12 protein-coding genes and 1 pseudogene are annotated in these 14183 nt (G+C 39.8%); 8 read left to right on the forward strand and 5 right to left on the reverse strand.

Features of this window, described 5'->3' with window-relative positions; genetic code table 11:
* A partial coding sequence (locus tag BO222_RS14150; protein ID WP_233131264.1) for a hypothetical protein occupies nucleotides 1-257 on the forward strand: 257 nt, incomplete at its 5' end.
* An 86-nt stretch (nucleotides 258-343) separates the two neighbouring features.
* Here BO222_RS14150 and BO222_RS12275 read toward each other — a convergent pair.
* The 3 genes from BO222_RS12275 to BO222_RS14520 form a co-directional block, all read right to left on the reverse strand.
* Nucleotides 344-715 (reverse strand): hypothetical protein, encoded by a 372-nt coding sequence (locus BO222_RS12275; protein ID WP_143357045.1) that lies wholly within the window; start codon nucleotides 713-715, stop codon nucleotides 344-346.
* A 191-nt stretch (nucleotides 716-906) separates the two neighbouring features.
* Nucleotides 907-1443 (reverse strand): hypothetical protein, encoded by a 537-nt coding sequence (locus tag BO222_RS12280; protein WP_075821033.1) that lies wholly within the window; start codon nucleotides 1441-1443, stop codon nucleotides 907-909.
* 673 nt (nucleotides 1444-2116) lie between these two features.
* The gene (locus BO222_RS14520; protein WP_075821034.1) at nucleotides 2117-4021 is read right to left on the reverse strand and encodes an acyl-CoA dehydrogenase family protein; all 1905 of its coding nucleotides are present in this window, start codon (nucleotides 4019-4021) and stop codon (nucleotides 2117-2119) included.
* A gap of 211 nt (nucleotides 4022-4232) precedes the next feature.
* Between BO222_RS14520 and BO222_RS12290 the strand changes: the two genes are divergently transcribed.
* A complete protein-coding gene (locus BO222_RS12290) occupies nucleotides 4233-5234 on the forward strand; it encodes an ATP/GTP-binding protein (RefSeq protein WP_075821035.1) in 1002 nt (333 codons plus the stop codon).
* Nucleotides 5235-5339: 105 nt separating this feature from the next.
* Here BO222_RS12290 and BO222_RS12295 read toward each other — a convergent pair whose 3' ends face one another.
* A complete protein-coding gene (locus tag BO222_RS12295; RefSeq protein WP_075821041.1) occupies nucleotides 5340-6104 on the reverse strand; it encodes a DUF5131 family protein in 765 nt (254 codons plus the stop codon).
* Nucleotides 6105-6257: 153 nt separating this feature from the next.
* Between BO222_RS12295 and BO222_RS14170 the strand changes: the two are divergent.
* A pseudogene (locus BO222_RS14170) lies at nucleotides 6258-6923 on the forward strand (HAD family hydrolase).
* 392 nt (nucleotides 6924-7315) lie between these two features.
* Here BO222_RS14170 and BO222_RS12305 read toward each other — a convergent pair.
* A complete protein-coding gene (locus BO222_RS12305; RefSeq protein ID WP_075821036.1) occupies nucleotides 7316-9316 on the reverse strand; it encodes a 5'-3' exonuclease in 2001 nt (666 codons plus the stop codon).
* An 804-nt stretch (nucleotides 9317-10120) separates the two neighbouring features.
* On the opposite strand from BO222_RS12305, the gene brnQ reads away from it, so the two are divergent.
* The 5 genes from brnQ to BO222_RS13860 all read left to right on the forward strand — a co-directional run bounded on the left by brnQ (nucleotide 10121) and on the right by BO222_RS13860 (nucleotide 13762).
* Nucleotides 10121-11218 carry a branched-chain amino acid transport system II carrier protein gene (gene brnQ, locus BO222_RS12310; protein WP_075821037.1) on the forward strand — a complete coding sequence of 366 codons (1098 nt, stop codon included), beginning with the start codon at nucleotides 10121-10123 and terminating at the stop codon, nucleotides 11216-11218.
* 258 nt (nucleotides 11219-11476) lie between these two features.
* A complete protein-coding gene (locus BO222_RS12315; RefSeq protein ID WP_075821038.1) occupies nucleotides 11477-11689 on the forward strand; it encodes a hypothetical protein in 213 nt (70 codons plus the stop codon).
* 189 nt (nucleotides 11690-11878) lie between these two features.
* On the forward strand, nucleotides 11879-12841 hold the full coding sequence (locus BO222_RS12320) for a helix-turn-helix domain-containing protein (protein WP_075821039.1): 963 nt from the start codon (nucleotides 11879-11881) through the stop codon (nucleotides 12839-12841).
* A gap of 138 nt (nucleotides 12842-12979) precedes the next feature.
* Nucleotides 12980-13519, forward strand: a complete 540-nt coding sequence (locus BO222_RS12325; protein ID WP_143357046.1) for a hypothetical protein — start codon at nucleotides 12980-12982, stop codon at nucleotides 13517-13519.
* A gap of 78 nt (nucleotides 13520-13597) precedes the next feature.
* Nucleotides 13598-13762, forward strand: a complete 165-nt coding sequence (locus tag BO222_RS13860) for a hypothetical protein (protein ID WP_158024617.1) — start codon at nucleotides 13598-13600, stop codon at nucleotides 13760-13762.
* The last annotated feature ends 421 nt before the right edge of the window (nucleotides 13763-14183 follow it).

Below are 14183 nucleotides of genomic sequence, written 5' to 3' on the forward strand. Positions count from 1 at the left end.
AGTGTCTGAAAGGTCATCTTCTGATTACTTTTATCGCTTCAATGATTGTCAAAAGAATCCAGTTGGAACTATTGAATCATGAGAATAAAAGAACCAAGAAATTGAATCCAATCAGTCTGTTTCAAAACCTGGGATATCAACGTTGTTCAGTATTCGAAGACAAAATTATTATTCATGAGGCTGATTCGAAAGCAAATCAGGGATATAAGTTATTCAAGATTAAAGTCCCTGATGAACTCAATTTAGGGTCTAGGTAGAAAATTTTTGGGAACTACAGATTATTATTTTCATTATATTATTCAAGAAAGGTTAGCAGGTTATTGTCATTGTAGAGAATTGTTTTTTAATTAGATCCGTAAATTTTTACCAGCTCTGCGATCTGCTCTTCAGAATAACCACTATTGCGTAAGTCTTCTAAAAAACTCTCAAATTTCAATCTGGATTCTGCCTTTGCCTTCTTTCGCTCTTCTTCTGCACGTTTCTGTACCTGTTCTTCAACGCGTTTCTGCATTTGTTCTTCGGATTCTTTTTTCCATTCTCTTCGATACTGTTCATTGAGCTCATCGATTATTGCTAATTTTTCACCAAGTATTCTATTGAGTTCTCTGTTGACGACTGCGTCAAGTAATGATTCTATATTTAACATCCTTTCTCTGATTTCTTCTGTTGTCCTGATTCCAAATCTTTCTTTCATTATATTTAGTTTTTCATCCACTTTCACTTTTTCCGAAAACAGAACATAAAGCAGCTCAAAAAGATTCGAAAGATTTTTTGGTTCTTCATTGACATTGATGTACGTATTAACCATATGGGTTTTAAACTTTGACTGATCTGGATCTGGCTCACCTTCCTGTTCGATGATTTCCGGTCCGTATTCAGTACGCGAATAGACGTCCTCAAAATAATTTAACAGATCGTATAGACATCCAGAGCGTCACTGTAATGATCGCTGGTATACTTTCTATCCTTCTGCGATGTCAGAATTCTGGCTCCATGGTTTTCCATCCGATGTTTGATAAAGTAATTTGAAGGATCGCATTTTTGGATTTCAATATTGATAATCGCATGAAAGTCTCTCACATTAACTTCAAAGAAAACATCCAACAAAATACTGCCCTCTCCAATCTCGGAAAGAACGGTATTCAATTCCTGAACTCGCGGATTTCTCTGTTTTGATTTCTGTTTATCCGAATTTTCGATCTGTTTTGGTCGATTCGTATTTTCTAGTTCGATATCCACCTGATCTACAAGGATTTTCGGCGAGATTCCATTCTTAATTTCTTCTAAATCGTATTGATGCAAAGCTTTGATCGATCCCTGAAGAACAGGCGCCAGAATATCCACATATGACAACAGTTTCTTGGCTTCAATATCGTATTGGGCGCGTTCGTTTGCGGCGATGATTGCTTTTGCCAGTGAATTGGCTCGAATTGTTTTGTCCATAAATTAACCTCACAATTTTTTATCCACCGCAAATCTGAGTTTCGACTCAATTTTCTGATATTTCTTTTCCTTGTCTTCAGAAGGATTAATTACACAAAGAGATTTCTCTTCGATGGAACTAAAACGTTCACTTTTGTTCACCGCAGGCTGAAACTGTATCTGTAGAAATACAAAGACAAAAGAAGAGTGAGCAGATAAAGAGAGGTAAAGAGTAAGGTATCCAGGTGCAGAATTGAATGAACTGATGGTAAATAGTGCTTTGTCAGAAGGTGCTGAATTCTGAGGGCGCTGCTTCCAGGCACATAAAAAGAGATCTGATCTCAGTTTTCGAATAGAAAACCAAACTGATTTCAGATCTCATTATTTTAGATGGAATGTCAGTCGTAAATTTTAGTTGATGACTAATCCTTTATACTGACTGCTGATTATTAAAAAACCATAAAACGAAGATTGATGAAGCTTCATTGAGAATCATTAAATTTCATACTACTTAATCAACTTCATTAGGCTTTACAAAATTTCCTGGTTAATGAAATTTCATTACCTGTTGTTAACTGTAGTTGAACGCCAGTCTGTATTCAACAGAGAATTATCCATGCCATTCATCAGACTTTGAAAACCAGATTTTGTTTTCGACTGATTGTTAAGTCAGTCTAAATATGCAGATGTCAGTTCAGACTTTTTCAAAATCTGCTTTTGCTGCACCACACATTGGACAGCACCAGTCTTCTGGCAGATCCTGGAATGGAGTTCCTGGAGCAATTCCATTTTCCGGATCACCGATCGCTGGATCATAAACATATCCACAAAGCAGACACTGATATAAGGACATGTCCTTAGCCGAGTCGTTTTCCTTTGTGCTTTCATTTGCCTGTTCTGCTTCATCTTTACTTTGAAGTTCGTTTACAAGCATTGGAATGACTTCATTCATATCTCCTACTATTCCATAATCGGCATGCTTGAATATTGGAGCATTGGGATCGGTATTGATGGCAATGACCATACCTGCATCTTCGATCCCTTTTAAATGCGGTTTGCTTCCAGAAATACCGGCTGCAATATACAGATCCCCCTTAAACTTCTGACCGGACATTCCAACATAATGGTCCATATCCATGAAATGATGAATCTCCGCTGCCGGGCGGCTTCCTGCCAGAACAAATCCAAGATCTTTGGCAAACTGACGCATATTATCTGCGTTTTTGCTGGTTTCGGTTCCCTGTCCGATGGCAAGAATCTTTTTGGATGAGGCAATTGGATCATCCACGCCTTCTTTTTCATTCAGATTCACTTTGGATTCCTGAATGATATGAGCAAGTTTCTTTATTGAAGCCTGAAGAGTCAGCTCATCGATCATCTGCTGTTTTCTGCCGCCAGTCTTTTGTCCTTCATTTTTGACTGCGGCTTTGGCCTCCTTCTTTGCGGCCTGTTTCAGCTTTCCAAGAATGTTTGCTGCAATAACGACCTTCTGAATTTCATTGGTTCCTTCATAGATGGTTGTGATCTTGGCATCGCGATATCTTCGTTCAACACCCATTCCCTTCAGATAACCGCTGCCTCCAAAGATCTGCAGCGCATCATTGACCACTTCAAGGGCAATATCTGAAGCAAACAGCTTAGCCATTGCGGCATTGACTGAATAGGGTTCATGATTTTCTTTCATTTCAGCGGCTTTATAAACCAGGAGTCTGGCTGCTTCAATCTTTGTCGCCATTTCAGCGAGTTTAAAAGAGATTCCCTGATTGACTCCGATGGGTGCGCCAAACTGTTCTCTTTCCCTGGCGTATTCAAGGGCGTCTTCATAGGCCCCCTGAGCAATTCCAAGAGCCTGAGCTGCAATACCAATACGGCCTCCATCCAGGGTAGCCATCGCAATCTTGAATCCCTGACCTTCAAGGCCTAAAAGATTTTCGGCGGGCACTTTGACATCCTTAAAATGAAGTTCGGCTGTTGATGAAGAACGGATGCCCATCTTGTCATAATGTTCAGAACAGGTAAAACCAGGCATTCCCTTTTCAACGATAAAAGCGGAAATCCCGCGGGTGCCTTTTGATGGATCAGTGGACGCAAATACTACATAGGTATCTGCGACTGGCGCATTGGTAATAAAGATTTTCTTTCCATTAAGCGTGTAGCAGGATCCATCTTCGCTCTTAATGGCCGTCGTTTCCGTTCCAGCTGCATCGCTGCCGGCGTTTTCTTCCGTCAGGCCAAAAGCGCCAAGCTTTCGGCCTGAAGCTAAATCCCTGAGATATTTTTCTTTTTGCTTTTCATTTCCATAGGCAGCAATGGGATAGGTTCCTAAGGAGGTGTGAGCAGAAAGAATGACGCCAATACCGCCATCAACCCGTGAAAGTTCTTCAACGGCAATGGCATAGCTAAGTACATCCTTGCCTGCGCCATCATATTCTTTTGGATACGGAAGTCCCATCAGATCAGATTCTTTTAAAGCCTCTACGACATCGGTTGGGAATTCATTATTCTGATCCAGACGCATGGCAATGGGTGGGATCAGGGTTTCTGCAAGTTTTCGAACACTTGAGCGCAGCTCTTCATGTTCTTTTTTTGGTTTAAACATTTTTGTTACCTCATTCCTTCTATTTTCTGTTACTTTGAGTATGACTTAAGTAAAGCATACTCTTTATAAGGGCCTACAGTGATGTGATCGTTCGATTATTCACATTTTAGTCAAATTTCTGACAATCCAATGATCCTCTGTATTTAAGTTCATTCTTTCTAATTTTTATTGCTGAAGATACGTGATTTCTGAAGAAAAGGACCGATATTCTATGATTCCAGACCCAAATGCCAAAATGGCTCATTCAATAAAAAAACAAAGCGAAAATCCATCAGAAAAATCTGTAGAAACATCTAATGACAATCCTCAAGTTTTTCTGACAACAGAAGAAAACCAAGCTCAAGACAGGCAATATTCAAAAGATTCAATTGATTCTGATGTTTCTAATGTTTCTGTTGATGCAGCTGAAATAAAACCAGCTGATCCAACAAAAGCAATCGATGAAATTCATAAAATTGATGAAATTGATGCAATCAATACTTACGGCCAGGCAGATACCAGCTGCTGCAGGCAGACAAAAAATGAATCATCCCGCTTTCATCCTGCATTTAATCGCTCTGATGGTCGAAAAAGCTCTTCTGATCATCCAATCTTTCGAGTGGCCATTTCTGGAGGTCCCTGTGGAGGAAAGACTTCAGCAATCACTTATCTGGCAGATCTGTTAGAAAACCTGGGCTATCATGTCATCTGTGTTCCCGAAACAGCCACTGCCTTACTGAGCGCAAATATTCATCCCTGGGATACTCCCTGTTTTCAGGATTCGGTCTTTTCCATTCAGAAAAGCTGGGAAGAAAACGCGTTAAAACAGGCGATTCTTATTGAAAAGACGAATAAGCAGACCCACTGTGTCATTCTTCTGGACCGGGGACTCATGGATGGCAAAGCCTATTGCAGACCGGGCGATTTTGAACGAATTCAGAAAGAATACGGCTTAAGTTCTGAAGAGATCCTGAATAGATACGATCAGATCATTTATATGGTTTCTGCAGCGATTGGAGCAGAAAGTTATTATGGGATTGCCAGCAATATTGAACGAATGGAAGAAGACATCGCCTCAGCGATTGAAGTTGAAAACCAGACCTGCAAAGTCTGGGTCAACCATCCCAATCTTTGCGTTATTGATAACAGCACTGGTTTTGATGAAAAGCTTCGCCGGTGCGGTCTTGCGCTTTTGCATGAGCTTCGCAAGTTTGAAAAGAAATACAAGCAGTAATCGTTTTTATAAAAATCAGAAGTCTGACTTTTCAGCTGAAACTGCAGACAGTTAACCTCTGATTATGAAATAAGAAAAGAAGCAAGAAGATTTACTGAATAAGCCTTAATCAAACAGTGCTGGCTGATTCTTCTTTCCAGCTTCTTTTTTAAGCCATTCATGCGCTTTTTTAGCCTGACTAAACTGCTCTTTTTTAGGAATGATATAGCATCTTCCATTTCGTACAAAATATCGCCCGGTCTGATGAATTGTAAATTTGGTTTTTGTCTTCAGACAATCATAGAAGATCTTTTCCATCCAGTTAAAATGACAGACTCTTGCTTTTAATCCACTCTCACCGGCGACAGAAACCAGCTCAATTTTCCCAGTCTCAAGCCAGGGAGTAAGATCGAGCTCTTCTAATAGTGGAGCCGCAAAAATCGATCGATGGCAGCAGGGAATCTTAAGAAATTGATCCAGCCTTTCTCTGGCGGCCTGATTGTTTTCGATGGATAAGGCAAATGAAACATTTGGCCAGCCATCATTCCAATCTGCCGGAAGGCATTGATGAATTCGATGAACGCGTTTGGTTGGAATTAAAAACCATACATCGCTTCGCTCTTTGATCAGATCCCATGCTTCATTTCTCCATTCATCGGCTTCTTCAACGAAAAAGTCCGATTGAAAGCAGACGTACAGACAGGAACCTGATGGAACCTTCAGACTTCCATCCCGTTTCTTTTGAATCGGCAGATCAAACATCGTTTTGCTTCTGGTAATGATTTCAGGATTTCTGCCATGGCGAATATCGGCTCTTCGCATAAAGCAGTTTTTACAGCCAACTGAAAATGGATGACAGCCATGCCATGGATTCCAGGAAAAGGTAATCATAATTACAGAATATCGAAACTCCAACAGAAGACAACTACAGGCGGTTTCAGGATTTCTTCTATAATTATAAAAATGAATGAATTATAAAAATGAATGAGCCAGGCAAAAAACTGCAGGCTGATCAGGATAAACAGAAAAAATGTGAGGTGTTTTATGAACAAAGAAATCAAGACAGTCATTTTCGATATGGATGGCGTACTGATAGATAGCGAACCTGTCTCCTGGAACGTTTTTAAGGAATTTCTTAAACCATACTCAAAAACCATGAGTCTGGATCAATATGCAGCTGGATACAGCGGAAAATCAGAAGCAGCCAATGCCAGGCGGCTGATTCAGGAATATCAACTGGATCTTGATCCAAAGGATTTTGTTGAAGAGTGCATAAGACTTGAAGATGAGCAGCTTTCTAAAGGCGTGCCTTTAAAGAAAGGGACTCTGAAGGTTCTGGATTGACTGCAATCCAATGGATATAAGATTGCTTTGGCAACTTCTTCTGAAACCAACAGAAGAAAAAAGCTTCTGGAAGCTCATGGAATACAGGATGTTTTCGATGCCATAACAGATGGTTCTGACTTTACGCATGGAAAACCAGATCCAGAAGTGTTTAATCTGTGCGTTAAAAAGTTAAACCTGAAACCCAAAGAATGTCTCATCATCGAAGACAGTGAAAACGGGATTCTGGCTGCAAGCGCCGCTAAAATCCCCGTCATTCTCATTCCGGATCTCAAAATACCAGAGCCTGACCTGTTAAATAAAACAACAGCGGTTTTAGAAAGTCTGGATGAACTTCCTTCGTGGCTAAGTGACAAAAATGAATAAATTAGAGAACTAGTAATTAAAGGTCTGTCATCTCTATTGAATGGATGATGAGATTTTGACTCTCGATCCAAACGTCGTGAACCTTCGATAACCTTGTTAATCATTACTTTAGATCGCTGCTTGTTGCTTTATGGATTCCCTTTGGTCAGCGATCACTTTTTGAATTGAAACGAACGCAAAACAGGCAGCCCGAAGAAATCTGATAAACTTCAGAATTCTTCAGACTGCCTGTTGTTTTAAATTATCGGGCAATTCATAATCAGTCATTAATTAGACTAATTAGGCATTGAGCTTTTTAATCATTCGGTTATTCAGTCATTCAGTCATTCAACCAGACTGTCAATCTTTCATGAAAAGTCAAAAGTCAGAGATTTCCTATCTTCTGTAAAAGTTTATGCCATCAGGCTGACTAAAGCGGCTTCAGGAGCCGGGATCAGACTGGCAGCTGAACTGTTTCGTTTGTTTTGTGGGTGAGAGCGATTGCTCTTTTGAGTCTGCTTTTTATTCGGATTTGATTTTGAAGGATAGGGCGGCTCAGCTTTGAGATTTTTCCCTTTTTCCGAATGCATATTTTTGAACTTACAGTTTTGCTTTTTGACATTCTTTTGGTGGCTTAAGCGTTTATTTGATGCATCCGACGGATTTGGCTTTGATGAATCCGCTTTGGTCCGATTGTATGCTGCATCCTTTTTTGCTTTTGAATTGGGATTTGCCTTTAAGGTGTTTCTCTTATTCTTTGACTGGTTTTCAGTCTGGCTGGTTTGATCCAGAATGCCTGTTTTTCTTCTGTTGAGTTTTCCGGTTTTCTCGGATTCAGCCTGTTGGACTTCATCAGCAGTCTGTACTTTGGAAGTCTGCATTTTGTTTTGATTGCTCTTTTTGGCCTTATTCAGTTTCTGTGGCTGAGTATTGGATGGATTTGAGCCGGACTTTACACCTGAACTTCTGCTTTTTGACACCCCTGTACTCTGAGCATTTTTCGGCTTAACTTTCCGGGGTGCTCTATTTGCTTCATCCTTGAGAACAAGCGCCGGCTTCTTTCGTTTTCCGATAAGCAATTCAATTTCATACTCTGATAAAACATCCGCCAGTCTTTTCTGGCTGACTTTAAATAAGAGAAGATCCGGATCAAATCCGCTCAGGTTATAAACGTCCAGATCAATGTCGGTACGAATTCGACCTAAAATATAACAAAGATCAGCCATTTCCCGGGCTGACTTTCTTCGCCCATTGCTCCTTCTGGTCAGACAGGTGTATGGGGATTTATTGATTCCCCACGTTTTCCAGAGCTGATTTAATTTCTTTTTCTTCTGCGCTGTATTGGCTTTTTCGATCGCAAGATAAAGCTCTTCCGGGTTCAGATAATGCTCAGCCAGTTTCATCGAACGAATCTCACCAATTCCCGAAACGCCTGGGATGTTGTCCGAGGCATCTCCAGCCAGGGCCTTAATCATCGGGACAGATTCTGGCAGATAGCCAAATTCTCTTTTCAGTACCTTTCGATCGACTTCAACGACCCGGCTTGGCAGACAGGTTTTCATCTGATGTTTGCGTCTCCAGTCACGAACCTTATCCAGATCGCTCATTCCATACCAGATTCTGGTCTTTTCCGAGATCAGCTGAAAGTAGTCTTTATCCCGGGTCAGAATCCGGACATTCATATACTCTTCCATAACTGTACAAAGGGTTCCGGCAAAATCATCCGCTTCATACTGCGAATCCCTGTATTGAGGAATACCCAGCTTTTCACAGATGGAATAAGCCGTTTCAAACTGTTCACGAAGCGGCGCCGGAGTCTCGGATCGGTTGGACTTATAGGACTGCCATAACTCTTTGCGAAATGTATTGCGGGTAACATCCCAGCAGATCACCAGATGACTTGGATGCTGGAACGTCATAATGGTAAATAAGGTGTGAAAAAAGAGTTCCACGGCATTGGTGTAGCGGTTTTCTTTGTCTTTTTTGAGCAGCTTCTCATAAAGAAGGCTCTTTTTATCCTCGTTTTTTTCCTTACGGATTGCTTTAGGAAGAGAGGAGTAATAACTGGTTGCAAGCAAGGATGAACCATCGACGATAAGCAGGTATTGTGAATTTGACGTGTTCTTTGTCCGTTCTGCCAGTTTCTGATTTTGAGCGGGCAGATTGTTCTTGTTCTTATTTGTATTTGTTTTTTTATTCTTACAACTACTATAATTTCTGCCCTGATTCTTGCTTGCAAAAGGCGATGTGGCATTTGATGTTTTCAGATTTTTCTGAACTTTTTTATTTGCTTTTTTTCTTACAGGTAATCTGGAACCTTTTTTTGCATTTTCTGTTTTCTGAGTACGCTGGACTGTTGATAATACAGAAGCCTGTTTATTTTCATCGTAAGTCAGTGTTGGATTATGCTTCACGCATTCTCCTTTCTAACCGAATTTACATCGGAATTTTTAAATTTTGTTTTTAAATTTTATATCGGTTTATCAAATGATTCATCTTTCAATGATTCATTCTTTCAATAGACATTCGGATTTTTAAGATAAATACGAATCAACTCTACAGGATATTTATTCAATCCTGTTTAAATGGGTATTTCTATGAGGAAGATTAAATCAAATCAAAAAACAGACTGATGGCGTTAAGATCAGCGGACTGTATAGATGTTTTATTCATCCTGACATCGTTACAGGATAGCAGATGATTCTGTAATATTCTTTTGATTCGATTCTTCTGGCATGAAGGAATTAAGATTTTAATTCCATAAGGAAATTGTCACGTTTTCCTTTTTCAAATTTTATAGGACGAACTCATCGGTTTGTAAAAACCATGATATTTTCACTTATTTTCCCTTATCGATCCATTTAAGTGTTTTCAATCCTTAAAAATTACGTGATTTTTTTGTCTATGTCTTCACTTTTTCTTGGTGATTTCGTATTTGATAATTTCTTCTGAGCAGTGTTTTTCGAATCTGTTTTTGATCTTCTGCCTGGTATTCTCTATACTCTCTATTTTATTTTGATTCTATTTTGGCCTGTTCAAAACAGTTCTTTGTTTCAGCCGATGAGTTTTTCAAAATTTGACGAATTAAGAACAGGGACAAAATCAGATCGATTGGTTACGATGGTCTGGCAGTCCTAAACAGAAGAACTCCTGTTTCTGGATGTATTCTGCAAAATCTCTTTTTTGTTTGCAGAATTGGATATGTAAGGATAAACATAATGAAAAAACAGACATTCTATCTAAAACAAACCATATATTTAGGGATCACATTGTTTTCGATGTTCTTTGGAGCGGGCAATCTGATCTTTGCTCCCTGGCTTGGCGCACAGGCTGCCGGCAATGGATGGACGGCCTTAGCTGGATTCATCCTGACTGCGGTGATTCTTCCGATCAGCGTCATCCTGATCATTGCTCCATATAAAAGCGCTAAAGATATGCTCAGCCGAATCTATAAACCGCTTGGCCCGATCTTCATGACCATCATCTATTTACTGATCGGTCCTGTCATTGCTATACCCAGAACGGCTACGACCAGCATGGAAATGTGGACCTGGCTGATTACAGATACTCTGTTTGCAAGAATTTTTTATACGATCATATTCTTTGGAGTTTCTGTACTTCTCGCATTATATCCAGGGAAGCTGAAGGATCTTTTAGGCCGCTTATCTGGACCAGTTTTACTGATACTTATCCTTCTGGTCTGCATTCCAGTTCTTTTCAGAATGCCTGATGTGGCAGCAGCCACAGAACCCTACCTCAGTCAGCCCTTTTTTAGCGGGCTCAATGAGGGATATCAGACGATGGATATTCTTGCCGCTTTTTGTTTTGGACTGGTTATCTTATTGAACATTCGCCAAAGCGAAGCGGGAAAGATCAATGAAAGAAGAACTTTGCTTCTGACTGCCTTAATCGCCGGATTTTTGCTTGCTTCGGTTTATGGCCTTCTGACTATCACGGGGATGAGACAAAACGCATCTCTTGTCACCTGTACAAACGGAGCTCAAATTTTATCCCTGCTAGCTCAATCGGTCTGGGGTGATTTTTCGCGTCCATTGATTGGACTGATTTTCCTTTTAGCCTGCTGCAACGTCTGTGCAGGTCTTCTGGCCTGTTGTGCAGAATATTTCTCTTTGTTAATAAAAAGATTTTCCTACCGAAGCTGGCTTTTTGCTTTTGCGATTGCCGGAGTGATTAGTTCACTGATCGGTTTGGATGCCATTCTTGCCTGGGGCGGTAAAATTCTATCCATCATATGCCCAATTGCCCTGGTTTTATTACTCACTGGCTTTTACCATCGCCCAAAAATGCCTAACTGAAGCGCTACAGAAGTTAATGACATTTCCATACAATGACTCATTCGGCCTTCTGAAGCCGGCTGCAGATCATCACAGGTTCTGGTTGCATTTTCTGGTTTCATTAAGGAAATCTGTTTTATGAAGTTATATCTGAAAATAGCCATTTCTTAAGAACCGAATAGTCATCCACTGACATATTGGTCATGATTTAAAAATGAAGTTATTCAATGAATGATTTTGTTTCCTGTAAACAGGAGAGCGAGCAGGCGAAAGCGCATCATGAATCAAAGTATTGCTCCGGAAAAAGAAAAAATTGAATCCAGCCAAAATCCCCTTTTCATAGAGATTCAACTTAGTTGTTTTGATCAGCGAATCACCGCTCTGGTGGTTCGCCTTTTCTGTTCTTTTTGGTTGGATGATTTGCTATTTTCTCTATCTGATTTTCAGATTTTTTTCCAATCGAGCAGAATTTTAAATATAAACACAGAATAATTATTTTTTATATTTATATAAATAAATAACATTTATATAGGATTATTCATCAGAAATCTCTTTTGTTCAACAATTTTTTTCTCCTAAAAGCCCCTGCAACCTTTAGTTGCGGCGATTCTATGCGCAATTGGTAGATTCAAGCGTTTTCGAATGAAAGAATGGACCTGTCAAAAAACTGGAGGTATCCATATGAATTTAGGAGAAAAAATTATGAATCTTAGAAAGAATGCCGGTTATTCACAAGAAGAGCTGGCGTCTTTGATTGGCGTTTCAAGACAATCCGTTTCCAAGTGGGAACTCAATGATGCCACACCCGATCTTGATAAACTGCTTAAAATTTCAGATCTTTTTTCTGTCAGTTGTGATGAATTGCTTCGTGATGACAAACATCCATTAAGAAAAAGAAATGACATTCGGCTGAGTGATGAAGATGTCGTCAATTATTTATCAAATTCTAGAAAGAACGCTCCGATGATCAGTGCCGCAGTTATTCTATTTATCCTGTCGCCGGTCTTTCTGATTTCTGTTGGCGGCAGTTATTCCATGGGACTATTTCATTCTCTGTTTCCAAATGAAGAAACCGCCAATGGCTTAAGCATGATCATCTTATTTGTCCTGATTGCAATTGGCATGGCCTTATACCTTTATGCAGAGTCCCGTGTTTCCAAATACAGCAACTATGAAACCACGCCTGTATCTCTTAGCAACAGCATGTACAGATATGTGGAAAAGGAATACAAATTACAGGAAAAGAAAACCTCCATCCAGAAAGCCATTGGAATTCTTCTGATTATTCTGTCAGTCATTCCCTTATTTGCAGGATACATGGCCGAAAACCTGGCTGCGGTTGGTTTAGGAATCATGCTGATTGTCGTAGCTCTTGGTGTTGGTCTGCTGGTTTATGCCGAACAGATTCAGGATCCATGTCTAATTCTTTTGCAAAGAGAGTCCTACAGCATTTCCCGTAAAGAAATGAAACGAAAAATGTCCTGGCTTCCTGGAATGTACTGGCTGATCGTCACAGCATTCTATCTGATCATCAGCTTTATAACTGACGCCTGGGAAAAAACATGGATTGTCATGGCAGCTGCAGGCATTTTCTATGCAGCACTGATTATTTTTCTAAAACGCAAGCTGTCCGATTCTGAATAATTTAACTTCTGCTTACTGCTATTAAAAGTCAAAAAATGATCCCGAATTTGATCTATTCGGGATCATTTTTTTGATTTTACATAAAATTTTTCCTTTTTTGTGTCGAACTGCGGCTTTGCGGTTAATAAGACAATGGGCTTGCTCATACGTACGTCGCAGCTGAATACTGAATTAGCGGAAATCAACGTCGGAGTGATCTATCTGGATTTGTTATTTGAACTTCATGTCAGAGATTTTCATGCCTGGATCAATCTGGAAATCCAACGGAATAAACCAGACGATCTAATCTATACAAGAATGGAGTTTTACGCATCTCGTCTTATTTCATCTCAAAAAAACCGCGTATTCACGGGAACCGATTATCATCAGATTATGGATGTTTACTCTATATGGCTTTTGCTTTATGAGGATTCTGACTATATTACTGTCTCACCTAGAAAAACGGAAATCTTATTTGGAAAAGCTGACCATATCAACGATGTAAAGTACAGATCAAATATAATTAATGTAGGCGTTGATATGAAAACAAATCCTGTAGATCGGAATCCATTTTTCAAGATGATTTATTATCTACTATCAGAAACGATGGAACCTGCAGAAAAGATCCGCAAATTAGATGAAGAATGTGGTTTTCAAATCAATAAGTCATGTATAGAAAGGATGAAAAACATGGAATAAATTTCAGACTATATTTGGAACGAAGGTCAAAAACATGGAATTATTCTCGGAGAACAAAGGGGGGAACCCAGGGGAATAATGCTCGGTGAACAGAAAGCCGCAAAGACAATCAAAGAGAAGGATCAGCAGATTTCCATTGCGGTTAAGGCATTACTCCTTTCTGGACAGACTCTGGACGAAATTGCAAACTTTTTAGGAATATCTGTCGATGAAGCAAATGAAATTTTAGAAAAACATAACTAATATTGATTATTAACCTACTCGAATTTTTATGCCTTATTTTCTGTTCATAAGAAAATTGTTCGGAGTCAAGTTATTTATTAACATTTTGGGCAACCAAACAATTAACAGTTTGGGTAATGAATTGGGGGAATAGAGAGGGGTCAGGTATTGGCTGCTATAGTTAATACCTGACCCCTCTCTATTCCCCCAATTTGCACTCGCGCGGGCGCCTGGGGGGAGGCCGGACTGTTTAGTCCTCTCGAAATTCAAATTGCTTATCTTTCAGACGATAGGAATCCCCTACAATTTTGAAAAGTAACCTTTTGAAATTTGCACGGGCTTTTATTCCCGGTTATCCCTGAATACCATCAAAGGCGGAAATCTTCTCTGTGCTCCAGCTTTCCTCTCAGGAAAGTCGGAAACGGAAGATTTCCGCCTTTTG

The organism is Ileibacterium valens (genome assembly GCF_001945525.1).
Taxonomy (GTDB): domain Bacteria; phylum Bacillota_I; class Bacilli_A; order Erysipelotrichales; family Erysipelotrichaceae; genus Ileibacterium; species Ileibacterium valens.